A 24,765-nucleotide genomic window follows, 5' to 3' on the forward strand; every position below is an offset into this window, starting at 1 on the left:
GTTATTTACACAAAGACACTCAATAACCCACGGTAAAACGCTGACGGATGTGCTGTGGTTTCTCCACTTCATCCACTAATGCGATAGCGTAATCGGCAAAAGAGATGCTGCTGCCTTGCTCGTTGGCCAACAGCTCGTCTTTACCAAGACGGAAAGCGCCGGTGCGTTCACCGTCGATAAACATCATCGACGGCGACAGGAACGTCCAATCCAGGTCGTTGACGGTTTTCAGCAGTTCAAGAAAATCGGCCCCTTTGGTCGCTTCCGCTTTGTAAGCATCCGGGAAGTCGGGTTGATCGACCAGACGCTGGCCCGGCGCTACCAGCAGGCTACCGGCACCGCCAACGACCAGATAGCGCTTCACCCCTGCGGCACGCACGGCATCGATAAGTGTCTGCGGATCGCTGCTGGTAAAATGGACAGAGCTGATGACGGCATCATGGCCTGCCAGCAACGCCGTTAGCCCTGCTAAATCAAACACATCCCCTTTTTTAGCGCTAACGCCAGCCAGTGGCGCGATGTTCTCCGGGTGGCGGGCAATCGCGGTTATCTGGTGCCCACGAGCGGATAACTCTTTTAGAATTTGTGAACCTGCGTTGCCAGACGCGCCGATCAGTGCAATACGAGCCATGTTTTGTCCCTTATAGTCTTGAATAGAGGAAAGGTCTAATATGTAGACCATTGGTGGGGATTATGCGCAAAGCGGGATCGCTGCGCAAGAAGTCACCCGTGTGTTATCTGGTCATCAAGAGCTGACTATTGTGGAGTATGCGATGCCAAAATCCGTTGCGGAAAAAGAGGTGTTTGTCTTTGAACAGGCCTGCCCGATACGCGATGTGCTTGATCGTATTGGCGATCAGTGGAGCTTGCTGGTGCTGGAAACGTTGAGTGATGGCACGCTGCGTTTTAATGAGCTGATGCGTTGTATTGGTGATATTTCCAGGCAAATGCTCTCAAAGACGTTGAAGCTGCTGGAGCAGGATGGGTTTGTCAGGCGAACCATTTATGCCGAGGTGCCGCCTCGGGTGGAATACCAGCTTACCGATCTTGGGCGCTCTTTCCTGCAACCGATGAGGGTGCTGGTTCAATGGGCGGATGCGCATCACCGTACTATTTGCGAGGCGCGCAAAGCCTACGGGCAAAAAAGGGATAATGCCTGATGCCAGCAGCGCGCTGGCCGCCAGTCGCGCTACTTGCTAACGCGACTGGCATGATCGGGGCGTGTGGGTTCCTTGTCTGGTTTACCAGCCCGCGAGAGATGATGCAGCGGTACGGTACAGGCTTGCTGGCTGTGTGCCGCCTGTAGTCTGCCCACCGTGCTTGTCGTGCCTGTTATGCCGCGCCGGTGATGTTGATTTCCCCGCGCGCCAGCTGGTCACGCTCCATGGATTCAAACAGCGCTTTGAAGTTACCTTCACCGAAACCCTCATCGCCGTCCCGCTCGATGAATTCAAAAAACAGTGGCCCGATCAGCGTTTCTGAGAAGATTTGCAGCAACAACTTTTTCTGCCCGTTCAGGGTATTGCCATCAAGCAAAATACCGCGCGACTGCAGCGCCGCAAGGTTTCTGCCATGGCCGGGCAGCCGTTCTTCCACCATCTGATAATAGCTGTCGGACGGGGCAGACATTAGCGGTACGCCAGCCTGCCGCAGTTTATCCAGTGTGACCAGAATATTGTCTGTCTGCATTGCAATATGCTGAATACCTTCGCCATTAAAGCGACGCAGAAACTCCTGAATTTGCCCCTGGCTTCCTTCAGCTTCTTCATTGAGTGGGATACGTATTTTCCCATCAGGTGCCATCATCGCTTTGGAATGCAACCCGCTGTATTCACCTGCGATATCAAAATAACGAATTTGCTGGAAATTAAATATCCGGTTATAGAATTCCGCCCAATATTCCATCCTGCCTTGATAGACATTATTGGTTAAGTGATCGAGGGTATGCAGACCAAACCCTTTGGGTTTTCTCTCAACGCCCGGAATAAAGTCAAAATTAATATCAAAAATATCCAGGTCGTTTGTGTATTTTTCAATGAAATAAATACGTGACCCGCCAATGCCTTCTATTGCCGGGATCATGATTTCACCGTGATTGATGCCCTGCACAGCGGCCCTGGCACCGGACTGAATCGCCTGTTCATAGGCGCGGGCGGCGTCTTTTACGTAAAAGCCAACCCCACAAGCGCCACAGCCATGCTCCTGTAAAAAGGTATGGGGAAAGCCTGAACTTGAGTGGCTGATGAGAAAGTTAATATTATTTTGTCGGAACAAGGTAATATCCCGACGGCGGTGGTGAGCAACACGGGTAAACCCGAGAGAAATGAAGAGTGAAGAGAGCGTTTCTGGCGCAGCAGTAACAAATTCTATAAAAGCGAATCCATTCAAATCAAGCGGGTTTTCAAATGCGTTAGTCATATTATTTCCTTTGTCCATAAAGGAGGTGAATAAATCAGGAGCTGATTTTCACGATAAATAATAACGTGAACGATGATGGCCGGGTAGCAAATTTTTCTTATTGTAAAAAAAATAAATTAAATCGAAGTAATTTCGCAGGTTAATTTTCCTTGATGTATTAATCAAATGCTCAGGTGTTGCGCTTGGCTTGATAGGTACGGTGTTTTGGCCCAAATTTATTTATAAATGGCCTTCGGGCCACTGCCGGAGGCACCGACTTTCCCGCACACTGGCCGCTATGAGCACGTCGTTTTCAACATAGAAGGAAAGAGTGTGATGAACATTACGCAAATCAGGAATGCCACGCTGAAAATAAACTTTGCGGGTAAAACGTTTCTTATTGATCCGATGTTGGCGGAAAAAGGCGCTTATCCGGGGTTTGAGGGAACATTAAACAGCCATTTGCGTAATCCGCTGGTGGACTTGCCGGTGACGCTGGAAAGCCTGTTTGCGGGTGTCGATGCGGTGATTGTCACTCACACGCATCTTGACCATTGGGATGATGCGGCTGTTACCCATCTGCCGAAATCATTACCGCTATTTGTGCAACATGAGCATGACCGGGAAATCATTCAGGCCGCCGGGTTTAGCGATGTTCGGCTGTTAAGCGAACAGAGTGCTTTTAGCGATATCACGTTAAGTAAAACGCCGGGCCAGCATGGCAGCGATGCGATTATGGCAAAGCTTGGCGAAAGATTGGGTGAGGTGTGTGGCGTGGTGTTTCGTCACCCGCAAGAGAAAACGCTCTATCTGGCCGGAGATACCGTCTGGAATGTTGCGGTGGCTGAAAACCTGATCCGTTATACGCCAGACGTCATTATTCTTAATTGCGGCGATGCGCAAATTGTCGGGCTGGGGTCAATCATCATGAACCAGCAGGATGTATTGGCCGTGGCGCAGCATGCCCCCCATGCGACGCTGATTGCCAGCCACATGGAAGCGGTGAATCATTCGGCGCTGAGTCGTGCAGCGCTGGCGGATTTTTTGCAGCAAAACGGTGTGGCGCATCAGGTAGTCATCCCGGCGGATGGCGAGTCCTGTATGCTGTAGTCATTCCGAATCGGTAATGATGAGAGAAGCAGGAGCGAAGGTGGGCACTGATATTCCGTTAGTTGCAGTTGTGGCCTGTAATCAGTTCAGCCCGTTTCATTTATCTGTACCTTGCATGATTTTTGGCGACGTGTTGCCCGATAAACCGCTATTCAGGTTACGTATTTGCCGCGCTGAAGAGGGCGTATTGCGTTCCGGGCAGGGTTTGCAAATAGAGGCAGCATCCGGGTTGGATGTGCTGGCCGATGCCGATATTGTCGTGGTGCCTTATTGGCGTTCCGCGCAGGAGAAACCCAACCAGGCGTTGTTGGATGCGCTGGTTGCGGCCTATGCGCGCGGCAGCCTGTTGGTTGGGCTCTGTCTGGGCACCTATGTGCTGGCGTGGGCCGGGCTGCTTACGCAGCGCAATGCCGCAACACACTGGGAGTTCGCGCAGGATTTTCAGCAGCGTTTTCCCGATGTGCATCTGGATACGCATGCGTTGTATGTAGAGGACGGGCGGTTGATAACCTCAGCAGGGACGGCGGCCGGACTGGACTGCTGCCTGCATCTGGTCAGAAAATACCACGGCAGCGTCATTGCCAACCGGGTTGCCAGAAGAATGGTGATCCCTCCTCACCGGGAGGGCGGCCAGGCGCAGTTTATTGAAAGGCCCGTACCAACTTCCACTCAGGATGGCAGAATTAACGCATTGCTGGCTTATCTGAGAAGCCGCCTCAGCCAGCCTCATCACCTTGATGAACTGGCGCGTCAGGCGCTGATGAGCCGCCGCACCTTTACCCGGCAGTTTCATAAGGCGACCGGGATGTCGGTTGGCGAATGGCTAATGGCGGAGCGCTTGCAGCAAAGTCAGGTGTTACTGGAGTCCACCACGCTGTCGATTGAGGCGATTGCCGAGCAGGTCGGTTTCAGTAGCGCCACGCCACTACGTCAATACTTCCGCCGCCAGTTCAATGTCACGCCAGGCGAGTGGCGCAAAACATTCCAGGGACGATAGTCCACCGATGATGACGATAGCGCCGGTTTTGCAGGGCTGTCTTCCGCCATGCCGGTAGGCCCGATGTCTCTCTTCAGGCGGCGGGCGCTAACGCGCGGCGTTATTCCTTACGCCGCCGCGCCTGCTGCTTCAGCGGGCATTCTGGCAGCCGCATGCGTTCAGCGCTCGCCACGCCATGTTCAACGGTTTCTTCTGCGATGTTCTCTTCCGGCACACTGTCTCCCCATTCGCGCATGGCTTCCAGTACATCGCGCAGCCCCTCGCCTAACGGTGTAAGCGCGTAAACAACCCGGGGCGGCGTTTCTGCATAGGCGGTGCGCGTCACCAGCCCATGGCGTTCGAAGCCTTTTAGTCGGTGTGTCAAGGTATGGGCGCTAATGCCGGGCAACGCCTCTCTGAGCTGTGTAAATCGTTGTGGCCCGTGTAACAGTTCACGCACGATAAGCGTGGCCCATGGGCCGTCAAGAAGCGTCAAAAAACGGGCGACGCCACAGCAAGGCGTCTTTTTTTTCACAGCGACCACAATTTCTCCAATAGTGCATTTGACGTAACTGATATTAAGAGTAGACCCTTAATAGTGAAAAAAATGCACTATTAAGGGTAAATATCATGAAATATGTTATTCACGGCGCAACGGGCGCTCAGGGGGCACCACTGTTTGCTCGGTTGACTCGCTCAGGTAAACACGCTGTCGCGGCGGTACGCAATATTGCCGCCGCCAGAGGAATGGCTGCCGTTGCCGTCGATAACGGCTCGGTGGATTCGCTGGTGGCTGCTTATCAGGGCGCTGAGGGGGTTTTCGTCCACTTGCCGGTTGTTACTGAGGCCGAGCGTCTGGAGTATGCGCTGAATATTGCGCATGCGATAGCGCGAGCCAGGCCCGCGCGGGTGGTGATTTCCACTAGCGGATGGGTTATTGATGAGCAGCGCTCTCCCTTACACAATCCGCCTGAAAGCGCTATTTCAACGTTGATTCGCGAAGTTCGGCAAACCGGCGTGTCGTTGGTCGTTGTCGCGCCGCGCTTGTTTTTTGAGAATTTGCTCAACCCGGTGGTGCTGGAGCCGGTGAAAGCGCAGGGCATGCTGCATTACCCGCTGCGGGCGGATTATCCGGTGTCATGGAGTTCGCATCTGGATGTGGCGGACGTTGCCGAGCATCTGCTGCTCAACACGTCGATAACCGGCGTGATAGGGGTCGGCCAGTCGCCTGGGATAACCGGGGCTGACCTGGCTGAAGGGTTTGCGCGTTATCTTGGCGCTTCTGTGTCGTTTCACAGTTTGGCACCTGAAACGTTTGGCGAGATGATCGCGCCTTTATTTGGCGCGAGCGCTGCCGCAGGGGTGGTCGCCGGTTATCAGGCTCAGGCGCAAGCCTCTGCTAACGCGATTGCGACAGAAACCAGCGCACAGCATGTGCTGGGACTTACCCCTCGCACGTTGCAACAATGGCTAACCGACATGTCGGTTTAAGCAGGGCGCGGTCGTTTAGCGCGGTTTCATTGTTGTTAGTATCACATTGTTAGCATCGCAGGCATATGGCGCAGGGCGGTTGTTACAGCCCTGCTTTGCGGCGATCCGGCGGCTGTGGCCGAATATAAATGTAAATTTTATGTAATCAGGCTCACATTTTCATCAGTCTGTGATTGGAATAGCCTCTGGCTGCTTAGATAATCCGGCCAAGTAACCCATTTTTATGATGGCGTGTTACTGCGAAAGCAGGCAAGACCAAAATAGAAATGCTCTCCCGTTAAGGGGAGCGTCTCTGTTTTGGTCTTTTTTTTGCTCCAACACCAGGAAATTCTATGAACTATAACGACATAGCAGCGAAAATCCTCCACTCAGTGGGAGGCGCGGAGAATATCCGCATGATCACGCACTGCGCGACCCGGCTGCGCATGGAATTTAATGACCGGCGGCAGGTGAATGATGCGCAAATCAGCGCGCTTCCCGGCGTTATCAGCGTGGTAGAGAACGGCGGGCAGTTCCAGATTGTTATCGGCAATGAGGTGCAGCAGGTTTTCCGTCTGATCAACAACGCGCTGCCGGAGAAGAAAAGTGGCGTCAGCGGCGATAAACATGCCAAACCCAATGGCATCGTGGCGCGCATCATCAGCGTCATTTCAACCACCTTCACCCCGGTTATCCCGGCTATCACCGGCGCGGGGATGATTAAAGCGCTACTGGCGATCCTTAAGTTAACCGGGCTGATTAGCGCGACGAGCTCGACATATCAATTGCTCAATATTGTTGCCGATGCCGCTTTCTTCTTCCTGCCGGTGCTGCTGGCTTACGGAGCCTCGCTGAAGTTTGAGTGCAACCCGATTCTGGCGATGACGCTGGCGGGCGTGCTATTGCATCCGGGCATCGGCCAGATGCTGGCAGCCGGTAAAGCGGTGGATTTTGTCGGCATCCATGTCCTGCTGTCTGATTATTCCGGCTCTGTGCTGCCGATTATTCTGACGGTATGGCTGATGTCGTGGGTGGAGCGTTTTGCCGAGAAAGTGTCACCGTCGATAATCAAATTCTTCGTTAAACCCATGCTGGTTCTGCTGATTACCGCGCCGCTGGCGCTGGTGGTGGTCGGCCCATTAGGCATTCTGCTCAACGATCTGGTTGCGGCGGGTGCAGGCGCTATCGACCGTCATGCCAGCTGGCTGATTCCGATGCTGATGGGCACCTTGCAACCCTTCCTGATTATTACGGGAACCGCCTGGGCGATGACGCCTATTGCCACGGGGCAGTTGAGCAAAAGCGGCCACGAAATGATTAACGGGCCGGGAATGCTGGCGTCCAATGTGGCGATGGGCGCGGCCACGCTGTGTGTGGCGCTGAAAACCAGAAACAGCAGCCTGCGTCAGTTGGCTTCGTCGTCGGGCTTTACTGCGCTATTGGGTATCACGGAACCGGCGCTGTACGGCGTGTTGCTCAAATATCGCCGCGTACTGATTGCCGCGATGATAGGCGGCGGCTGTGCCGGGGTGTATGCCGGTGTTAGCGGGCTGGTGCGCTACGCGTTTGTCTCCCCAGGCCTTGCGGCGCTGCCAGCATTTATCGGCGAAAACCCGATGAACATCGTCCATGCGCTGGTAACTTGCGTGATTTCGATTGGGGTAACGTTCGCCCTGACCTGGTTCATCGGCTTTGAAGATACCCCGGAAGATAAAGCAAAAACCCGTGAGGCCGCACCGCTGGACACTCGCCTGAAACGCGACGGTGCGAGTAACGGTGAAAATAACGGTGACGTTGACGTGTTAAGCCCGCTGCGCGGTCAGGTGGTGGCATTGAGCGAAGTGAATGATGATGTTTTTTCCAGTGGCTTGCTGGGGCAAGGCGTGGCGATTCGCCCGCAGGAAGGGGTATTGCGCGCGCCGTTTAACGGCAAAGTCGTTATTTTTCTGCCGTCATGTCACGCGGTTGGGCTGCAAAGTGACAGCGGTCTGGAGCTGTTGATGCATATCGGTATTGATACCGTCAATCTCAACGGCCAGCACTTTCGCTCGTCGCTGAAGTTAGGCGATGAAGTTAAGACCGGGCAAGCGCTTATCCATTTTGATATCGCGGCTATCGAGCAGGCCGGGTACGATTTGATAACGCCGGTGATCGTGGTGAATGACGATAAATCGCAGGCCCTGCGCATAACGGCGGCGGCGCAGGTCGATTATGGCGATGTGTTGATGGGGCAATCGGTGAAGGAGGCGCGGGGATGATTTATCAACAGCAGGCCCGCTTCCCAGAGGGTTTTCTGTGGGGCGCATCCACCTCAGCCTATCAGGTTGAAGGCGCATGGAATGAAGACGGTAAAGGGCCATCGGTTGTCGATATGCTCGACCATCCGCCGGGAACGGCGGACTTTCGTATCGCCAGCGATCATTATCACCGCGTAGAAGAAGATGTGGCGCTGATGGCTGAAATGGGGCTGAAGGCTTATCGTTTTTCGGTGGCCTGGTCACGGGTCATCCCGGATGGCGACGGCGCGGTGAATCCGGCGGGATTGGCTTTTTATCACCGCCTGATTGACGCGCTGGTGCGCCACCGCATCACGCCTATCGTCACCCTGTATCATTTCGACCTGCCCTGGGCGCTGGAATTAAAAGGCGGCTGGCTGAACCGCAACACCAGTGCGGCGTTCGTTCGCTACGCGCGCCTGTTGTTTAGTGAATTTGCCGATAGCGTCCCGCTGTGGCTGACGATTAATGAGCAAAACACCATGATCCTCCACCCCGGTGCGATTGGCGTACCGGCTGACCGCGCGTTGCCGGACAAGAAGGCGCTGTATCAGCAGAATCACCACATGATGCTGGCTCAGGCGCAGATTTTTGCGCTTTGCCACCGGGAATTTCCGGGGCTGCGCATCGGCCCGGCTATCAATACCACCTCTATGTATGCCGAGAGCTGCAAACCCGAAGACGCGATTGCCGCCCACAACTGGGAAACTCTGCGCTGCTGGAGTTTTCTGGATGTCGCGGTGCATGGCCGCTATAACGCGCTGGCATGGGCCTACTTGCAGGATCGCGGCCTGGCACCGGACATTCAGGCGGAGGACGCGTCTATTTTGCAGCAGGGACGACCTGACTTTATCGCTATCAACTACTACTCGACTGCGACCATTGCCGCCAGCCGGGGGGATGGCGCAGATGTTGCGCCGCGCGCGGGCGACCAGCAGATTATGCTGGGTGAAGCGGGGGTGTATCGGCCAGCGGAGAACCCCTGGGTGGGTAAAACGCCTTACGGCTGGGTGGTTGACCCGGTCGGCCTGCGCCTGACCCTGCGTAAAGTGTGTGAGCGCTATAACCTGCCGATTCTGATCAGTGAAAACGGTATGGGCGCGCCGGACAAGCCCGAGCAAGACGGTACGGTGAACGATGATTACCGCATTGCCTTTTTGCAGGCGCATATCGAACAGATGCGCCTGGCGATTGCCGATGGTGTCGAGCTGATGGGCTACTGCCCGTGGGCGGCGCTGGATGTGGTCAGCACGCACCAGGGCTATGCCAAACGCTACGGTTTTATTTACGTCGATCGCGGTGAGGATGACCTGAAAAGCCTGCAAAGAAGCCGTAAACGCAGCTTCTGGTGGTATAAGGATGTGATTGCACAAAATGGTAATCACGGTGAGTGGCAGCGATGATTGTTCAGAAGGTACTCAATAATAGTCTGGTGCTCTCTGTGGATGACGATAACAGGGAGGTTATCGTCATGGGCAAAGGCATTGGCTTTAACAGCAAGCCCGGCGATGAGATTGCGCCAGAGAAAATAGAGAAGCTGTTTGTTACTCCGTCGTTTGAAAAACGCAGCGGCTATAGCGGCTATATTGAGGGGCTTTCAGCCATTCCAGATGACGTGATTGAAATGGCCGCAATGATTATTTCCCACGCCAATGCGCAGCTTTCCAGCAAAGTTCGCGAGCAGATTTTCTTCACCCTTGCCGATCACCTGACCTTTGCCATAGAACGCAGCCGCAAAGGTATCGTGATGCAAAACCGCCTGCTGCCGGAGGTGCGGCGTTTTTACCCGCAGCAGTTCCGCGTCGCCCGTGAAGCGGTGGCGATAATTCACCAGCAGTACGGCATTGAACTGCCGCAAGAGGAGGCTGGCAACATCGCTTTTCATCTGGTGAACGGCCAGAGCGAGGGGGATGACGTGGCGCAGGCCATGCAATCAGTGAAGATGCTGAAAGATATTTTTAATCTTGTGCAGTATCACTTTAAAAAAGAAATCGATACCGAGTCGATTAACTACTCGCGGTTTATGACCCACATGCAGTTCTTTCTCCAGCGATTACAGGAAGGGGAAATGAGCACCGCGCGCGACAGTTTCTTGCTGGCGCAGGTGATTAAGGAGTACCCGGATGCCTACCGCTGTGCCTTGCTCATCCGTGATTACGTCAAGCTTCGGCTCGACATCACGCTTGGCGGCAACGAGTTGCTGTGGCTCACGGTACATCTGGTGAGGATTTCCGGTCTGGATGCGTAGGCATTGATATATAGGTATTGATGCATCAAGGCCTTAATACACTGTTGTGGTGTCAGTCCAGTCTCATGAAAAGGAGAGATTTCGGCGCAGAATTTAAACGCGAATTCGCTCAACTGGCCTTTGACCAGAATTACGCTGTTGTAGGCGCTGCCAGCGCCATGGATGTTGGGTGTTTACGATTCATCGCATCGTTGATGTGCCCTTTTCTTTGCAAAGACTTGTTCGTTTGGTTTTTGCCAAGATTATGACTGTGCAATTTAGGCTTGTTCAAAAATAAAGATTTAGTCTAGCCGCTGTGCATAGCATGTATCGAGCTATAGCTGAGTACTAAAATATCGTACTAGGCGAAACTCATTGCTGGGCAAAAGTGAGTGACTCTAACGCGGCTGTCTCAAATGAGAAAAGTGTTTTTAAGCTTGGTATTTTTTAGTTCGATAAAGCACTTTTCTCACTCAACGCTTTCTATTTTTTGTGGTTAGTTTTGCCAATATTTCTTCATGACACACTTCAAGGATCTCTCGAGCAAGAAGTGAATCATCAGGGCAAGATCGAGATAAAACAAGCGCACCAACTGCATGAGCAATGGTATTAATTTTCACCTTTCTTTCTTCCAAAGTAGATTCTTCTCCATGTGATAAACTGGCCAGCTGGTTCTCAATTCCAGCCAAAAATGTTTCTTTGAGTGATTGCGTATGGCGTCCAGCATCAGCACAAAGAGCGGCCATAGTGCATCCGTTACCTGGTGCATCTCGATGTTCTCGCGACAAGTATTTTTGTACAAAAGACACAATGTCAAAATCGGACATTTGCGCACTTGATTGTGCAAAGCTATAAGCTGCTGCTTCTACCATTAAGTCAGCTTTCGACTGAAAATGCTTATAAAACCCGCCATGAGTAAATCCCGCTGTAGACATTAACTCTGTAATACCCACTCCGTCGTAACCACGCTCACGAAACAACACTGAAGCTGTTTTAACAATGCGCTCGCGGTTTTCTTGAACCTGTGCTTTTGTCACTTTCATATCGATTACGTCTCCTTGCAAGAATCATGGCACAGTATACTTTGATGATGATCATAATCAAAGGGTTGACTTTTTAGATTATGATCGACATCATTAAATGCATTCCCCAGTCATCAAATGGAAAACATAAAATGATAGATAACGCTCTATTTCAACCTTATAAACTTGGCTCGTTAACCCTAGCCAATCGCTTTGTCATGGCACCGCTAACTCGTAACCGTGCTGGTGTAGGCCTTGTGCCAAGTGAACTTGCAGCAACTTACTATGCACAAACGTGCATCAGCTGGCCTGATTATCACCGAAGCTACCCAGATCTCCCCGCAAGCACAAGGCTACCAGGACACCCCAGGACTCTACACTCAAGCGCAAATCGATGGCTGGCGCAAAGTCACCGATGCGGTACATGCCAAAGGCGGAAAAATCTTTGTCCAACTATGGCACGTAGGCCGCATTTCTCATGTCGACTTACAGCCACATGGTGCGGCACCCGTAGCGCCATCAGCGATCCGAGCTGAAACCAAAGTATTTGTAAATAATGGATTCGCCGATGTTTCTGAGCCCCGTGCATTAGAACTCGATGAAATCCCTGTGATTATCGAAGATTTCCGTCTAGCCGCAGCTAATGCAATGAAAGCCGGGTTTGATGGTGTTGAAGTCCATGGTGCAAATGGCTATCTGTTGGAACAATTCCTAAAAGACGGGGCAAATCAGCGTACTGACTCCTATGGTGGTTCTGTTGAAAACCGTGCTCGCTTGCTATTAGAAGTGACTGAGGCTGTAAGCAAAGAAATTGGTGCAGAACGCACCGGTGTTCGCATTTCTCCTGTTTCAACGGTTAATGCTATTTCGATTAGCAATCCACAGGAACAATACGACTACGTAGCGGATGAACTGAATAAGCTCGGCATTGTGTACCTTCATGTTGTCGAAGGCGCGACAGGGGGGCCACGTGATAATGCGCCGTTTGATTACGGTTCACTTCGTCAACGCTTCAAAAATAATTACATAGGCAACAATGGTTATAACACCGAGCTGGCTTCAGCCCAGTTAGCTGAAGGCAAGGTTGATTTATTTGCGTTTGGGCGCCCCTTCATTTCAAACCCTGATCTCGTCGAAAGATTTAAAACTGGCGCACCGCTAAACGAGCTTGATGGAACGACGCTTTATGGTGGTGGTGCTAAAGGTTATACCGATTACCCAACACTTGCCGACGTTAACGCCTAACACATTAATTTGCGAAATACACAAGGTATTTCGCAACCTTCTATACCACTATTTATTGAGTAAAAACATTATGACCGCTTCTACAGTCCTTATCACAGGCGCCTCTACTGGAATTGGCGCTATCTATGCTGATCGCTTTGCCCGTCGTGGTCACGATTTAGTCATCGTTGCCCGTGATCAAGCAAAGCTTGAAACCCTTGCCGCCCGTTTACGTCAAGACTACGGCGTTAATGTCGATGTGTTGCCCGCCGATTTGACTCAATCCCGTGACCTTGAGCGTGTTGAAAAACGCCTTCAAGAAGATGCACGTATCGATACACTGATTAATAACGCCGGCATTGCTCAGACGGGTAAATTCGTTGAACAGACACCTGACTCAATCGGCAAACTGATTGCGCTTAACATTACTGCGTTAACCAGACTGGCTAATGCGGTAACGCCACGCCTTGTTAAAGAAGGTAAAGGCGCTATTGTCAATGTCTCCTCTGTTGTTGGCTTGGCTCCCGAATACCAAATGACAGTTTATGGTGCCACCAAAGCTTTCGTCCTGTTCTTATCACAAGGTATGGATCAGGAGTTGTCATCAAAAGGTGTTTATATTCAAGCGTTACTGCCAGCCGGCACGTATACCGAAATCTGGGAGCGTGCTGGCATCGATATCAGTAACTCTTCCCCTATGATGGAAGTGAATGAGCTTGTCGACGCTGCACTGGTTGGTTTTGATCGCCGGGAGCTTGTCACTATTCCACCTCTGCACGATGATACAAGCTGGGAGACTCTCGATAAATCGCGACAGGAATTGCTTTCTCACATCAAAATGTCAGAAGCGGCGGTGCGCTATAAAACGGCATAAGTAGCGATAATCCATTGATTCATTGCCCCAAAAAGAGACTGAAATACCAAGCTTGGTGCTGGTGGCTGTAGCGGCATATTGAATTTTTCCATCTGAATAGAGTTGATATGCCTACCTCAGAACAACACCGGTGCTCCAATGAAAAGGATAAATTTCAGCGTATCAGCGCAGAGTTTAAACATGAATCCGCTTAACTGGCCCTTGACCAAAACTAAACCTTTGCCAATGTGGCCAGTACCATGGATGTTGGTCTTTCTACATTACTTTCCAATACAAAAACTGGAGAAAATCCGCCCCAGCAGGTCATCGGAGGTGAATTCACCGGTGATTTCACTTAACGCCTGTTGTGCCAGCCGTAACTCTTCGGCTAGCAATTCGCCTGCGTAAGCACTGACTAACTGTTCATGACCTTGTTGCAAATGCGTGGCGGCCAGCTCCAGCGCTTGCAGGTGGCGACGTCGCGCGAGGAAGCCGCCTTCGGTGTTGCTGATAAATCCCATACTCTGCTTAAGGTGCTGGCGCAGCGTATCGACACCTTCGCCGGTGCGCGCAGACAGGCGGATAAGTGAGTAAGTCTTCACCTCTTCAATACCGAAGGTTTCACCGGTGATATCGGCTTTATTTCGCACCACGGTCACGGGCAACGAGCCAGGCAGACGGGCCATAAATTCCGGCCAGATAGCCGCAGGCGCAATCGCATCGGTGGTGGTGCCATCGACCATAAACAGCACCCGGTCAGCCTGTTCGATTTCCTGCCAGGCGCGCTCAATACCGATTCGCTCCACTTCATCGCTGGCTTCGCGCAGCCCGGCGGTATCAATAATGTGCAGCGGCATGCCGTCAATGTGAATGTGCTCGCGCAGCACATCGCGCGTAGTACCGGCGATATCAGTGACAATAGCCGCCTCGCGCCCGGCCAGCGCATTGAGCAGGCTGGATTTACCGGCGTTGGGGCGACCGGCAATCACCACTTTCATCCCTTCACGTAACAGGCTGCCTTGCCGCGCTTCGCCACGTACGCCTTCCAGGTCGTCTATCACCGCATTGAGCATGGTTTCGATTTTGCCATCGCTCAGAAAATCGATTTCTTCATCGGGGAAATCAATCGCTGCTTCTACGTAGATGCGCAGGTGAGTGAGTGCTTCCACTAGCTGATGAATGCGGGTGGAAAAGACCCCTTGTAGCGAGTTAACCGCAGATCGCGCCGCCTGTTCTGAGCTGGCGTCAATCAAGTCGGCAATCGCTTCGGCCTGCGCCAGATCGAGCTTGTCGTTCAAAAAGGCGCGTTCAGAGAACTCGCCGGGGCGAGCGATGCGCACACCCGGCAGCGCCAGCACACGCTTGAGCAGTAAGTCGAGAATAACCGGGCCGCCGTGCCCTTGCAGTTCCAGCACGTCTTCGCCGGTAAAAGAGTTTGGGCCGGGAAACCACAGCGCAATGCCCTGATCGAGCACGCTGCCATCGGTGTCCTGAAACGGCAGATAGTCGGCATAGCGCGGTTTAGGCAATTTACCCAGCACCGCCTGCGCCACTGCCGCTGCGTGTGGACCGGAGATGCGCAGAATACCTACGCCGCCGCGTCCCGGCGGAGTGGCTTGGGCTACGATGGTATCGGTATGATTCATGATATTTATTGTCTCTGCATTCCCGCCTGTTTTCAGGCGCGGTTACGGGGTTGTCTTAAGGTAAAAAAAGTAAGGCGGTCAGTGACCGCCTCATAATGAGATTGATTGGGCAATCAACCGGTTATTTCTTCTCGCGGCTATGCAGACCACGTTTTTCCAGCCCGCGATAAATCAACTGCTGCTGGGCGATGGTCACCAGGTTGCTGACGATGTAGTACAGCACCAGACCTGACGGGAACCACAGGAAGAACACGGTGAAGATGACCGGCATGTAGGTCATTATCTTCTGCTGCATCGGGTCGGTGACGGTGGTCGGCGACATCTTCTGGATGAAGAACATCGTCAAGCCCATCAGGATAGGCAGCACATAGTACGGGTCTTGCGCCGACAGGTCATGAATCCACAGCGCGAACGGCGCGTGACGCAGTTCCACCGAACCCATCAGCATGTAGTACAACGCCAGGAAGATAGGCATCTGGATAACCAGCGGGAAGCAGCCACCCAGCGGGTTCACTTTCTCGGCCTTGTACAGCGCCATCATTTCCTGACTCATGCGCTGCTTGTCATCGCCGATACGTTCACGCATCGCTTGCAGTTTGGGCTGCAACATACGCATTTTCGCCATCGAGGTGTACTGCGCTTTAGTCAGCGGGTACATGATGCCGCGCACGATGAAGGTAATGGCGATAATCGAGAAGCCCCAGTTACCGATAAAACCATGCAGGAATTTCAGCAGCTTAAACAGCGGCTGAGAGATGAACCACAGCCAGCCGTAATCGACGGTCAGGTCAAGATGCGGCGCCACGGCAGCCATGTTGTCCTGAATCTCCGGGCCAACCCACAGAGTGGCGTTCAGCGTTTGCTGGCTGCCGGGTTGTACATTCACCGGTACGGATTTAAAGCCGATAGCCGCTAACCCATTGCCCAAATTGGCGCTGTAGAACGTATGGTTTCCAGCGGTTGACGGCACCCAGGCGGTCGCAAAGTATTGCTGCAACATTGCCACCCAGCCACCCTGAGTATTGATGTTCAGGTTCTCTTTCATATCGCTGAAGCTGTATTTGCGATATTTGTCTTCCGCTGAAGAGAATGCCGCGCCACGGTAGGTGTGCAGGGCAAAGTTATTGCTGCCGGTGTCACGGTGTGACGGCAAATCGATAGACTGTTTCAACTGACCAAACAGCGTTACTTCCAGCGGTTGCGCGCTGGTGTTGTTGACGCTGTACTCGACGTTGAGCGCATATTCACCGCGTTTAAGCACAAAGGTTTTGGTGAAGGTGACGCCGTTGGCATCGGTATAGGTCAGCGGGATACGCAATTCGTTCTGACCGGCTGCCAGCGCAAAGCTCTCAGCAGAGGCGGTATACAGCGGGCGCGCACCGTTTGCCGGATTATCCGGGCCATTTTTACCGGTCAGACCGCTTTGTGCCTGATAGATAAATGCCGGTGTGGTTTCCAGCAACTTGAACGGCTGGCCTGAGCCAAGTTCTGCCGGGTAAGCCAGCAGGTCAGCTTCTTCAATATCGCCACCACGGGTGTTGATATTCAGCGACAGCACATCGGTTTTCACCGTGATCAGTTTACCCTGACCGCTGGCAGGTACGCCCTGGTTGGCTGCATCGCTCACAGCACCATTCGCCTGTTGCGTGGTCTGGGTTGCTGCGGGTGGATTTTTGTCCGTTTCCCACTGCTGCCAGATCATGAACGTTACGAATAGCAGAGCGATGAGAAAAAGATTGCGTTGCGAATCCATCGTTAATGTTCTCTGTTATTGTCAGGTTTTGGCGGTACGGGGTCATCACCACCAGGGTTCAAAGGGTGGCATTTTAATACGCGTTTGAGCGTCAACCAACAGCCTTTTATCATGCCAAACCGCCGTATTGCTTCAATGCCATATTGGGAGCACGACGGATAAAAGCGGCAGTGCTGCCCAAGTAGTGGGCTGATAAAGCGTTGATACCCGCGTATCAGGCCAATCAGCAGGCGTGAACCAAACGACGGTGACGACGCCATAATTTTTCCAACGCTTCCGTGAGTGTACGGTTATCCAGCTCGGATACCCCTTTTTTTGCGATGACAATAAAATCCATCGCGGGCAATTCGTGCTGGTGCAGACGAAAACTTTCACGCGTCAGGCGCTTGATGCGGTTGCGTTCATGAGCCCGTCTGACGTGTTTTTTCGCGACGGTAAGACCAATACGAGGGTGCCCCAGCGTATTTGGGCGACCGAGAATGGTTATCTGCGGCGTACCGGCCCGTTGTGGCTGCTGGAAGACGTAAGAAAAATGGCTGGGAGTTAACAGACGTAACTCCCTGGGAAAAGCGAGCGTAACCACTCGGTTGGTTAGCTTTTATTACTTGGAAACAGTCAGACGAGCACGGCCTTTCGCACGACGGCGGGCCAGAACCTGACGACCATTTTTGGTGGCCATACGAGCACGGAAACCGTGGCTACGGTTACGCTTCAATACGGACGGTTGGAAAGTGCGTTTCATGGCGATTTCTACCTAAACTTGATTAAGACTTCACAGTAAACGCGTTTGGCTACTCGGCGTGAAAAGTGACCGACGCCTCTATCGCATAATAAAGAGGCGGGATTGTAATAATTGTACAGTCCCGAGTCAATTAACATCCACGTTTTACCCGCCTGAAACTTCCCGGTGATACCGGATTCTCTGTCTGCCCAGCACAGAAAACAGGCGTAACGCGCAGGCCGGGAATTATACGGACTCTGTATCAAAGCGCAAGGATCGCGCAGTGATCCTGTCGCCGGGATCATGATCCTCATCACCACCGATCGTCATTATTGCGTCTATGCTGGTATCTTTCGCGTTGTCCAGCGGTGATTGTGAGTAACCGGGCTGTTTGCTGTGAATTTCATCAGGCACCTAATCTGCGGCAGACACAGGGTGCGCGCCATAACGCATAACATAATAATAAGCAAAGCCTGTGGATAAAAAGGATCAAAACTGTGCAGAAAGTGAAGATCTCTTGCGTGGTTTAGGTTATGATCCGCCGTCCCGCTAGCGATCCCGATGTTGGGATCGGCACGGCAAAGCCGTTTTCAGCGCGGCGCACCCCGGCGCAATCGTATCCATGCGCAGCCGGGTGCCTGAGAAAACCATGAGTTACATAACTAATATCTGTTCCTTTTCTTGATTGATCTTGTTCGAGTGGAGTCCGCCGTGTCACTTTCGCTTTGGCAGCAGTGTCTTGCCCGTTTGCAGGATGAGTTACCTGCCACAGAATTCAGTATGTGGATACGCCCGTTGCAGGCGGAACTGAGTGACAACACTCTGGCGCTTTACGCCCCCAACCGTTTTGTGCTGGATTGGGTGCGCGATAAATATATTAATAATATCAATGGATTGTTGAATGACTTTTGTGGCATGGATGCGCCATTGCTGCGTTTTGAAGTCGGCAGCAAACCGATGACGCCAGCCGTTGCTCCTGCGGGCCACCACAGTGCGACAACGCCTGCGCCGCAGGCCCGAACGGCTTCGCCGGTTCGTCCCAGCTGGGAAACGCCGGTAGCGCCAGCCGAGCATACCTATCGCTCGAATGTTAACCCCAAGCATACCTTCGATAACTTTGTGGAAGGTAAATCCAACCAGTTGGCGCGTGCGGCAGCGCGGCAGGTCGCCGATAACCCCGGCGGCGCTTACAATCCGCTGTTTTTATACGGCGGCACCGGGCTGGGTAAAACGCACCTGTTGCACGCGGTGGGCAATGGCATTATTGCGCGCAAGCCGAATGCCAAAGTGGTGTACATGCATTCCGAGCGTTTCGTGCAGGATATGGTCAAGGCGTTGCAGAATAACGCTATTGAAGAATTCAAACGCTATTACCGTTCGGTTGATGCGTTATTAATTGATGATATTCAATTTTTTGCCAACAAAGAGCGCTCGCAGGAAGAATTTTTCCACACCTTTAATGCCTTGCTGGAAGGCAATCAGCAAATCATCCTGACATCCGATCGCTATCCGAAAGAGATAAACGGCGTGGAAGATCGCCTGAAATCCCGTTTTGGCTGGGGGTTAACCGTCGCCATTGAGCCGCCGGAACTGGAAACGCGCGTGGCGATTTTGATGAAAAAGGCCGATGAGAACGACATTCGCCTGCCGGGTGAAGTGGCGTTTTTTATTGCCAAGCGGCTGCGCTCCAATGTGCGTGAGCTGGAAGGCGCACTGAATCGGGTGATTGCGAACGCCAATTTTACCGGGCGGGCGATTACCATTGATTTCGTGCGTGAAGCGCTGCGTGATTTGCTGGCGCTTCAGGAAAAGCTGGTCACTATCGACAATATCCAGAAAACCGTGGCCGAGTATTACAAAATCAAAGTGGCTGATCTGCTTTCCAAGCGGCGTTCGCGCTCAGTGGCTCGCCCACGCCAGATGGCAATGGCGCTGGCCAAAGAACTGACCAACCACAGCCTGCCTGAAATAGGTGATGCTTTTGGTGGCCGTGACCACACCACCGTGCTGCATGCTTGTCGTAAAATCGAGCAGTTGCGTGAAGAAAGTCACGACATCAAAGAAGATTTTTCCAATTTAATCCGCACATTATCGTCATAACATCATGAAATTTATCGTTGAGCGTGAGCATCTGTTAAAACCGTTGCAACAGGTCAGTAGTCCGCTGGGCGGACGGCCGACATTGCCTATCCTCGGCAACCTGTTATTGCAGGTGAGCGAAGGGCGTTTGTCGTTGACCGGTACTGACCTGGAAATGGAAATGGTGGCCCATCTGGCGCTGACGCAGCCTCATGAGCCGGGCGCGACGACGGTGCCGGCGCGTAAGCTGTTCGACATTTGCCGGGGCTTGCCGGACGGCGCGGAAATCAGCGTTTCGCTGGAGGGCGACCGGATGCTGGTGCGCTCCGGGCGCAGCCGTTTTTCGTTATCGACACTACCGGCAGCGGATTTCCCGAATCTGGATGACTGGCAGAGCGAAGTGGAATTCACCCTGGCACAGGCAACGCTAAAGCGCCTGATTGAAGCCACCCAGTTTTCGATGGCGCACCAGGATGTGCGTTACTACCTCAATGGCATGCTGTTTGAAACCGGCGGCGAGGAGTTACGCACCGTTTCCACCGACGGCCACCGTCTGGCGGTGTGTGCGATGCCGGTTGGGCAGTCGCTGCCGTCGCATTCGGTGATCGTGCCGCGTAAAGGGGTGATGGAACTGGTGCGTCTGCTCGATGGCGGTGAAACACCGCTGCAACTGCAAATCGGCAGCAACAATATTCGCGCCCATGTCGGCGATTTTATCTTTACCTCCAAGCTGGTGGATGGCCGCTTCCCGGATTATCGCCGCGTGCTGCCGAAAAACCCCGATAAAACGCTGGAGGCGAGCTGCGATTTGTTGCGTCAGGCGTTCTCCCGCGCGGCGATTCTGTCGAACGAGAAGTTTCGCGGCGTGCGTCTGTACTTAAACCAGAATCAACTGCGTATTACGGCGAATAACCCGGAGCAGGAAGAAGCGGAAGAGATTTTGGATGTGGAATACAGCGGCAGCGAAATGGAGATCGGTTTTAACGTTAGCTATGTGCTGGATGTGCTCAATGCGCTGAAATGCGAGGACGTGCGGCTGCTGCTGACCGATTCCATTTCCAGCGTCCAGATTGAAGACGCTGCAAGTCAGGCTGCGGCCTATGTCGTGATGCCGATGCGACTGTAGCGCTTACGGCCCTGCACCTCACGCCGCGCCATTGGGTGCGGCGTGCTTTTATAAAATCTATCGTTATCAAAGGCGTGAAACGGGTATAGCAACAATGCTGGCACAAGGGTCATCGGGTAAAAGGGGTGAGATATGGCGTTGACCCGTCTGCTTATTCGTAATTTTCGCAATATTGAATCCGCCGATCTGGCGCTTATTCCCGGTTTCAATTTTCTGGTCGGGGCCAATGGCAGCGGCAAGACCAGCGTGCTGGAGGCGATTTATACCTTGGGGCATGGCCGCGCGTTTCGCAGCATTCAGGCCGCCCGGGTGATTCGCCACGATCAGCCAGAATTTATTTTGCACGCCAGACTGGAAGGGGAAGTGCGCGAGCGCTCGGTGGGATTGAGTAAAAACCGCGATGGCGACAGCACGGTGCGCATTGATGGCAGCGATGGCCACAAAATTGCTGAGCTGGCGCAACTGCTGCCGATTCAACTGATTACCCCGGAAGGTTTCACCCTGCTTAATGGCGGCCCGAAGTACCGGCGCGCCTTTCTTGACTGGGGCTGTTTTCACAACGAGCCCGGTTTTTTTTCCGCCTGGAGCAACTTAAAACGGTTGTTGCGCCAGCGTAATGCCGCCCTGCGTCAGGTCAGTCATTATGGTCAACTGCGGGCCTGGGATCTGGAACTGGTGCCGCTGGCCGAGCGTATTAGCCAATGGCGGGCGCAGTACAGCGCGGCGATTGCGGCGGACATTGCCTCCACCTGCGCGCAGTTTTTACCCGAGTTTACTCTCAACTTCTCGTTTCAGCGTGGCTGGGACAAAGAGAGTGAGTATGGCGAACTGCTGGTGCGCCATTTTGAGCGCGACAGGCAGCTTGGTTATACCGCGCTCGGGCCGCACAAGGCCGATTTTCGCATTCGCGCCGGTGGCGTGGCGGTAGAGGACATGCTCTCGCGCGGGCAGCTTAAGCTGCTGATGTGCGCGCTCCGCCTGGCGCAAGGCGAATTTCTGACGCGGCAAAATGGGCTGAAGTGCTTATATCTGATAGATGATTTTGCCTCCGAGCTGGATAGCACCCGCCGCCGCCTGCTGGCCGAGCGCCTGAAAGCGACGCAGGCGCAGGTGTTTGTCAGCGCCATTACCGCCGGGCAGATTGCTGACATGGCGGGTGAAAAGGGCAAGCTGTTCCGCGTGGAACAAGGTAAAATAACCGTTCAATCACAGGACTAAATGAGCGAGAAACGTTGATGTCGAATTCTTATGACTCCTCAAGTATCAAGGTATTAAAAGGGCTGGATGCGGTTCGTAAACGCCCGGGGATGTATATCGGTGACACGGATGACGGAACCGGTCTGCATCACATGGTATTCGAGGTGGTGGACAACGCTATCGACGAAGCGCTCGCTGGCTACTGTAAAGACATTGTCGTCACCATCCATGCCGATAATTCGGTGTCGGTGCAGGATGATGGCCGTGGTATCCCGACCGGTATTCATGAAGAAGAGGGCGTGTCTGCTGCCGAAGTCATCATGACGGTGCTGCATGCGGGCGGTAAGTTTGACGACAACTCCTATAAAGTCTCCGGCGGTCTGCACGGGGTCGGGGTGTCGGTGGTGAATGCGTTGTCTGAGAAGCTGGAGCTGGTGATTCGCCGCGAAGGTAAAATTCACCAACAGCTTTACCGTCATGGCGAGCCGCAGGCACCGTTGAGCGTGACCGGCGATGCTGACACCACCGGCACTACGGTGCGTTTCTGGCCGAGTCTGGAAACCTTCACCAATGTGGTCGAGTTTGAATATGACATTCTGGCCAAACGCCTGCGTGAGCTGTCGTTCCTCAACTCTGGCGTGTCTATCCGCCTGCGCGATGAGCGTGAAGAGAACAAGGCCGACCATTTCCATTACGAAGGCGGTATTAAAGCGTTCGTGGAATACCTGAACCGCAACAAAACGCCGATTCACCCGCAGGTGTTCTATTTCAGCGCCGAAAAAGACGAGATTGGCGTAGAAATTGCGATGCAGTGGAACGACGGTTTCCAGGAAAATATCTACTGCTTTACCAATAACATCCCGCAGCGTGACGGCGGTACTCACCTGGCCGGTTTCCGTGCGGCTATGACCCGCACGCTGAATAACTACATGGATAAAGAAGGCTACAGCAAGAAAGCCAAAGTCAGCGCCACTGGTGACGACGCGCGCGAAGGGCTGATTGCGGTTGTCTCCGTGAAAGTGCCAGACCCGAAATTCTCGTCCCAGACCAAAGATAAGCTGGTCTCTTCCGAGGTGAAATCGGCGGTGGAATCGCTGATGAATGACCGTCTGGTGGATTACCTGATGGAAAACCCCAGCGACGCCAAAATCGTGGTTGGCAAAATCATCGACGCCGCCCGCGCCCGTGAAGCCGCGCGTAAAGCGCGCGAGATGACGCGTCGCAAAGGTGCGCTGGATCTGGCTGGTCTGCCGGGCAAGCTGGCGGATTGTCAGGAGCGCGACCCGGCGTTATCTGAACTCTACCTGGTGGAAGGGGACTCGGCGGGCGGCTCTGCCAAACAGGGGCGTAACCGTAAGAACCAGGCGATTCTGCCGCTGAAAGGTAAGATTCTGAACGTGGAGAAAGCCCGCTTCGACAAGATGCTCTCTTCACAAGAAGTGGCGACGCTGATTACCGCGCTGGGCTGCGGCATTGGCCGCGATGAGTACAACCCGGACAAACTGCGTTATCACAATATCATCATCATGACCGATGCCGACGTGGATGGTTCGCACATCCGCACGCTGTTGTTGACCTTCTTCTATCGCCAGATGCCGGAAATTGTTGAGCGCGGCCATGTATTTATCGCCCAGCCGCCGCTCTACAAAGTGAAAAAAGGCAAGCAGGAGCAGTACATCAAAGATGATGAAGCGATGGATCAGTACCAGATAGCGCTGGCGCTGGATGGTGCCACGCTGCATACCAATGCGCATGCTCCGGCACTGGCGGGCGAGCCGCTGGAAAAACTGGTGGCCGAGCACTACAGCGTGCAGAAACTGATCGACCGGATGGAGCGTCGCTATCCGCGTGCGCTGCTTAATGCGCTGATTTATCAGTCGTCACTGACGGAGCCTAATCTGAGTAATAAAGAGTTTATCGTTTCTTGGGTATCTAATTTAGTTAATACTCTGAACGAGAATGAGGCTCACGGTAGTACATGGAATTACAAGTTAAATTCTAATCTGACTACATCGCCGATGCAGATGGCTAAAGCCTGTTACTCCCCTGAAGTTGCATCAGGAAAAGTCCATCCGCTAAATCAGCAGTATCTCGAGCCGGTCATACGTGTAAGAACTCACGGTGTGGATACGGATTATCTGTTAAGTGCTGGTTTTTTTGCGGGCAATGAATATCGCAAAATCAATCAGTTGGGTGAGAAGCTGCGCGGCCTTATCGAAGAGGGTGCGTTTATTGAACGCGGCGAGCGCAAACAACCGGTCGCCAGCTTCGAGCAGGCACTGGAGTGGCTGGTGAAAGAGTCGCGCCGTGGTCTGGCGATTCAGCGCTATAAAGGGCTGGGTGAGATGAACCCGGAACAGCTGTGGGAAACCACCATGGACCCGGAAAGCCGCCGTATGCTGCGTGTGACGGTAAAAGACGCCATCGCTGCCGACGAGCTGTTCACCACCCTGATGGGTGACGCCGTTGAACCGCGCCGCGCCTTCATCGAAGAAAACGCCCTGAAAGCGGCGAATATTGATATTTGATAAATGCGTTTACGTGATTTCACCTTTGGTGAAATCACGTCTTCATCGTCATCGGTGTGAATGGTATTTGATTCAGACGATATGCCCCAAATAATGCTAATTGCAGGAAGGCGGCAAGCGAGCGAATTGCGCGACGGATAATTCTGTACTCTACCGTTAT

General features: G+C 53.2%; 21 protein-coding genes and 2 pseudogenes. 14 read left to right on the forward strand and 9 right to left on the reverse strand.

Features of this window, described 5'->3' with window-relative positions:
- Nucleotides 1-19: 19 nt before the first annotated feature.
- Entirely contained in the window at nucleotides 20-631 is a 612-nt protein-coding gene (locus O1Q98_RS11780) for an NAD(P)-dependent oxidoreductase (protein ID WP_125261266.1), read from the reverse strand.
- Nucleotides 632-773: 142 nt separating this feature from the next.
- Between O1Q98_RS11780 and O1Q98_RS11785 the strand changes: the two genes are divergently transcribed.
- A complete protein-coding gene (locus O1Q98_RS11785; RefSeq protein ID WP_125261267.1) occupies nucleotides 774-1,160 on the forward strand; it encodes a winged helix-turn-helix transcriptional regulator in 387 nt (128 codons plus the stop codon).
- Nucleotides 1,161-1,332: 172 nt separating this feature from the next.
- Here the strand turns inward: O1Q98_RS11785 and hppD are convergent, their stop codons facing one another.
- Nucleotides 1,333-2,418: a 4-hydroxyphenylpyruvate dioxygenase gene (hppD, locus tag O1Q98_RS11790; RefSeq protein ID WP_125261268.1), complete on the reverse strand. Its 1,086-nt coding sequence runs from the start codon at nucleotides 2,416-2,418 to the stop codon at nucleotides 1,333-1,335.
- Nucleotides 2,419-2,733: 315 nt separating this feature from the next.
- Between hppD and O1Q98_RS11795 the strand changes: the two genes are divergently transcribed.
- On the forward strand, nucleotides 2,734-3,507 hold the full coding sequence (locus O1Q98_RS11795) for an MBL fold metallo-hydrolase (protein ID WP_125261269.1): 774 nt from the start codon (nucleotides 2,734-2,736) through the stop codon (nucleotides 3,505-3,507).
- 40 nt (nucleotides 3,508-3,547) lie between these two features.
- Entirely contained in the window at nucleotides 3,548-4,504 is a 957-nt protein-coding gene (locus tag O1Q98_RS11800; protein ID WP_125261270.1) for a GlxA family transcriptional regulator, read from the forward strand.
- Between the two features lie 100 nt (nucleotides 4,505-4,604).
- Here the strand turns inward: O1Q98_RS11800 and O1Q98_RS11805 are convergent, their stop codons facing one another.
- The gene (locus tag O1Q98_RS11805; protein WP_269975719.1) at nucleotides 4,605-5,027 is read right to left on the reverse strand and encodes a winged helix-turn-helix transcriptional regulator; all 423 of its coding nucleotides are present in this window, start codon (nucleotides 5,025-5,027) and stop codon (nucleotides 4,605-4,607) included.
- 86 nt (nucleotides 5,028-5,113) lie between these two features.
- Here O1Q98_RS11805 and O1Q98_RS11810 point away from each other — a divergent pair, with 86 nt between their 5' ends.
- The 5 genes and pseudogenes from O1Q98_RS11810 to O1Q98_RS19850 form a co-directional block, all read left to right on the forward strand.
- Nucleotides 5,114-5,974: an SDR family oxidoreductase gene (locus O1Q98_RS11810; RefSeq protein WP_125261272.1), complete on the forward strand. Its 861-nt coding sequence runs from the start codon at nucleotides 5,114-5,116 to the stop codon at nucleotides 5,972-5,974.
- A 332-nt stretch (nucleotides 5,975-6,306) separates the two neighbouring features.
- Nucleotides 6,307-8,211 carry a beta-glucoside-specific PTS transporter subunit IIABC gene (locus O1Q98_RS11815; protein ID WP_125261273.1) on the forward strand — a complete coding sequence of 635 codons (1,905 nt, stop codon included), beginning with the start codon at nucleotides 6,307-6,309 and terminating at the stop codon, nucleotides 8,209-8,211.
- Nucleotides 8,208-9,632 carry a glycoside hydrolase family 1 protein gene (locus O1Q98_RS11820; RefSeq protein WP_125261274.1) on the forward strand — a complete coding sequence of 475 codons (1,425 nt, stop codon included), beginning with the start codon at nucleotides 8,208-8,210 and terminating at the stop codon, nucleotides 9,630-9,632. The genes O1Q98_RS11815 and O1Q98_RS11820 overlap by 4 nt, the downstream gene beginning before the upstream one ends.
- Entirely contained in the window at nucleotides 9,629-10,477 is an 849-nt protein-coding gene (licT, locus tag O1Q98_RS11825) for a BglG family transcription antiterminator LicT (RefSeq protein WP_125261275.1), read from the forward strand. The genes O1Q98_RS11820 and licT overlap by 4 nt, the downstream gene beginning before the upstream one ends.
- A 65-nt stretch (nucleotides 10,478-10,542) precedes the next feature.
- A pseudogene (locus tag O1Q98_RS19850) lies at nucleotides 10,543-10,647 on the forward strand (transposase); the annotation flags it as partial.
- A gap of 282 nt (nucleotides 10,648-10,929) precedes the next feature.
- On the opposite strand, the gene O1Q98_RS11830 reads toward O1Q98_RS19850, so the two are convergent.
- Entirely contained in the window at nucleotides 10,930-11,499 is a 570-nt protein-coding gene (locus tag O1Q98_RS11830; protein ID WP_125261276.1) for a TetR/AcrR family transcriptional regulator, read from the reverse strand.
- Between the two features lie 131 nt (nucleotides 11,500-11,630).
- Here O1Q98_RS11830 and O1Q98_RS11835 point away from each other — a divergent pair.
- Both O1Q98_RS11835 and O1Q98_RS11840 read left to right on the forward strand, forming a co-directional pair.
- Nucleotides 11,631-12,723: pseudogene (locus tag O1Q98_RS11835) on the forward strand (alkene reductase).
- 70 nt (nucleotides 12,724-12,793) lie between these two features.
- Nucleotides 12,794-13,576 (forward strand): SDR family NAD(P)-dependent oxidoreductase, encoded by a 783-nt coding sequence (locus tag O1Q98_RS11840; protein ID WP_125261277.1) that lies wholly within the window; start codon nucleotides 12,794-12,796, stop codon nucleotides 13,574-13,576.
- A 260-nt stretch (nucleotides 13,577-13,836) separates the two neighbouring features.
- Here O1Q98_RS11840 and mnmE read toward each other — a convergent pair whose 3' ends face one another.
- From mnmE to rpmH, 5 genes are all read right to left on the reverse strand, one after another.
- The gene (gene mnmE, locus O1Q98_RS11845) at nucleotides 13,837-15,201 is read right to left on the reverse strand and encodes a tRNA uridine-5-carboxymethylaminomethyl(34) synthesis GTPase MnmE (protein WP_125261278.1); all 1,365 of its coding nucleotides are present in this window, start codon (nucleotides 15,199-15,201) and stop codon (nucleotides 13,837-13,839) included.
- Between the two features lie 121 nt (nucleotides 15,202-15,322).
- Nucleotides 15,323-16,954 carry a membrane protein insertase YidC gene (gene yidC / locus O1Q98_RS11850; protein ID WP_125261279.1) on the reverse strand — a complete coding sequence of 544 codons (1,632 nt, stop codon included), beginning with the start codon at nucleotides 16,952-16,954 and terminating at the stop codon, nucleotides 15,323-15,325.
- 2 nt (nucleotides 16,955-16,956) lie between these two features.
- Nucleotides 16,957-17,214, reverse strand: a complete 258-nt coding sequence (gene yidD / locus O1Q98_RS11855) for a membrane protein insertion efficiency factor YidD (protein ID WP_125261280.1) — start codon at nucleotides 17,212-17,214, stop codon at nucleotides 16,957-16,959.
- Complete coding sequence (gene rnpA, locus O1Q98_RS11860; protein WP_125261281.1) at nucleotides 17,178-17,537, reverse strand: ribonuclease P protein component; 360 nt, start codon at nucleotides 17,535-17,537, stop codon at nucleotides 17,178-17,180. The genes yidD and rnpA overlap by 37 nt, the downstream gene beginning before the upstream one ends.
- Before the next feature lie 18 nt (nucleotides 17,538-17,555).
- On the reverse strand, nucleotides 17,556-17,696 hold the full coding sequence (rpmH, locus tag O1Q98_RS11865) for a 50S ribosomal protein L34 (protein ID WP_000831330.1): 141 nt from the start codon (nucleotides 17,694-17,696) through the stop codon (nucleotides 17,556-17,558).
- 690 nt (nucleotides 17,697-18,386) lie between these two features.
- On the opposite strand from rpmH, the gene dnaA reads away from it, so the two are divergent.
- The 4 genes from dnaA to gyrB all read left to right on the forward strand — a co-directional run bounded on the left by dnaA (nucleotide 18,387) and on the right by gyrB (nucleotide 24,605).
- Entirely contained in the window at nucleotides 18,387-19,775 is a 1,389-nt protein-coding gene (gene dnaA, locus O1Q98_RS11870; protein WP_205744296.1) for a chromosomal replication initiator protein DnaA, read from the forward strand.
- 4 nt (nucleotides 19,776-19,779) lie between these two features.
- Nucleotides 19,780-20,880 (forward strand): DNA polymerase III subunit beta, encoded by a 1,101-nt coding sequence (dnaN, locus tag O1Q98_RS11875; protein WP_125261282.1) that lies wholly within the window; start codon nucleotides 19,780-19,782, stop codon nucleotides 20,878-20,880.
- Nucleotides 20,881-21,012: 132 nt separating this feature from the next.
- Nucleotides 21,013-22,098, forward strand: a complete 1,086-nt coding sequence (recF, locus tag O1Q98_RS11880; protein WP_125261283.1) for a DNA replication/repair protein RecF — start codon at nucleotides 21,013-21,015, stop codon at nucleotides 22,096-22,098.
- 17 nt (nucleotides 22,099-22,115) lie between these two features.
- Nucleotides 22,116-24,605 carry a DNA topoisomerase (ATP-hydrolyzing) subunit B gene (gene gyrB, locus O1Q98_RS11885; RefSeq protein WP_125261284.1) on the forward strand — a complete coding sequence of 830 codons (2,490 nt, stop codon included), beginning with the start codon at nucleotides 22,116-22,118 and terminating at the stop codon, nucleotides 24,603-24,605.
- The last annotated feature ends 160 nt before the right edge of the window (nucleotides 24,606-24,765 follow it).

It is taken from the genome of Dickeya lacustris (genome assembly GCF_029635795.1).
Taxonomy (GTDB): domain Bacteria; phylum Pseudomonadota; class Gammaproteobacteria; order Enterobacterales; family Enterobacteriaceae; genus Dickeya; species Dickeya lacustris.

Bases quoted from the DNA above. Each gene is read 5' to 3' on its own strand.
- O1Q98_RS11780 (WP_125261266.1), bottom strand. From the start codon at position 631: ATGGCTCGTATTGCACTGATCGGCGCGTCTGGCAACGCAGGTTCACAA.
- O1Q98_RS11785 (WP_125261267.1), top strand. From the start codon at position 774: ATGCCAAAATCCGTTGCGGAAAAAGAGGTGTTTGTCTTTGAACAGGCC.
- hppD (WP_125261268.1), bottom strand. From the start codon at position 2,418: ATGACTAACGCATTTGAAAACCCGCTTGATTTGAATGGATTCGCTTTT.
- O1Q98_RS11795 (WP_125261269.1), top strand. From the start codon at position 2,734: ATGAACATTACGCAAATCAGGAATGCCACGCTGAAAATAAACTTTGCG.
- O1Q98_RS11810 (WP_125261272.1), top strand. From the start codon at position 5,114: ATGAAATATGTTATTCACGGCGCAACGGGCGCTCAGGGGGCACCACTG.
- O1Q98_RS11815 (WP_125261273.1), top strand. From the start codon at position 6,307: ATGAACTATAACGACATAGCAGCGAAAATCCTCCACTCAGTGGGAGGC.
- O1Q98_RS11820 (WP_125261274.1), top strand. From the start codon at position 8,208: ATGATTTATCAACAGCAGGCCCGCTTCCCAGAGGGTTTTCTGTGGGGC.
- licT (WP_125261275.1), top strand. From the start codon at position 9,629: ATGATTGTTCAGAAGGTACTCAATAATAGTCTGGTGCTCTCTGTGGAT.
- O1Q98_RS11830 (WP_125261276.1), bottom strand. From the start codon at position 11,499: ATGAAAGTGACAAAAGCACAGGTTCAAGAAAACCGCGAGCGCATTGTT.
- O1Q98_RS11840 (WP_125261277.1), top strand. From the start codon at position 12,794: ATGACCGCTTCTACAGTCCTTATCACAGGCGCCTCTACTGGAATTGGC.
- mnmE (WP_125261278.1), bottom strand. From the start codon at position 15,201: ATGAATCATACCGATACCATCGTAGCCCAAGCCACTCCGCCGGGACGC.
- yidC (WP_125261279.1), bottom strand. From the start codon at position 16,954: ATGGATTCGCAACGCAATCTTTTTCTCATCGCTCTGCTATTCGTAACG.
- yidD (WP_125261280.1), bottom strand. From the start codon at position 17,214: ATGGCGTCGTCACCGTCGTTTGGTTCACGCCTGCTGATTGGCCTGATA.
- rpmH (WP_000831330.1), bottom strand. From the start codon at position 17,696: ATGAAACGCACTTTCCAACCGTCCGTATTGAAGCGTAACCGTAGCCAC.
- dnaN (WP_125261282.1), top strand. From the start codon at position 19,780: ATGAAATTTATCGTTGAGCGTGAGCATCTGTTAAAACCGTTGCAACAG.
- recF (WP_125261283.1), top strand. From the start codon at position 21,013: ATGGCGTTGACCCGTCTGCTTATTCGTAATTTTCGCAATATTGAATCC.
- gyrB (WP_125261284.1), top strand. From the start codon at position 22,116: ATGTCGAATTCTTATGACTCCTCAAGTATCAAGGTATTAAAAGGGCTG.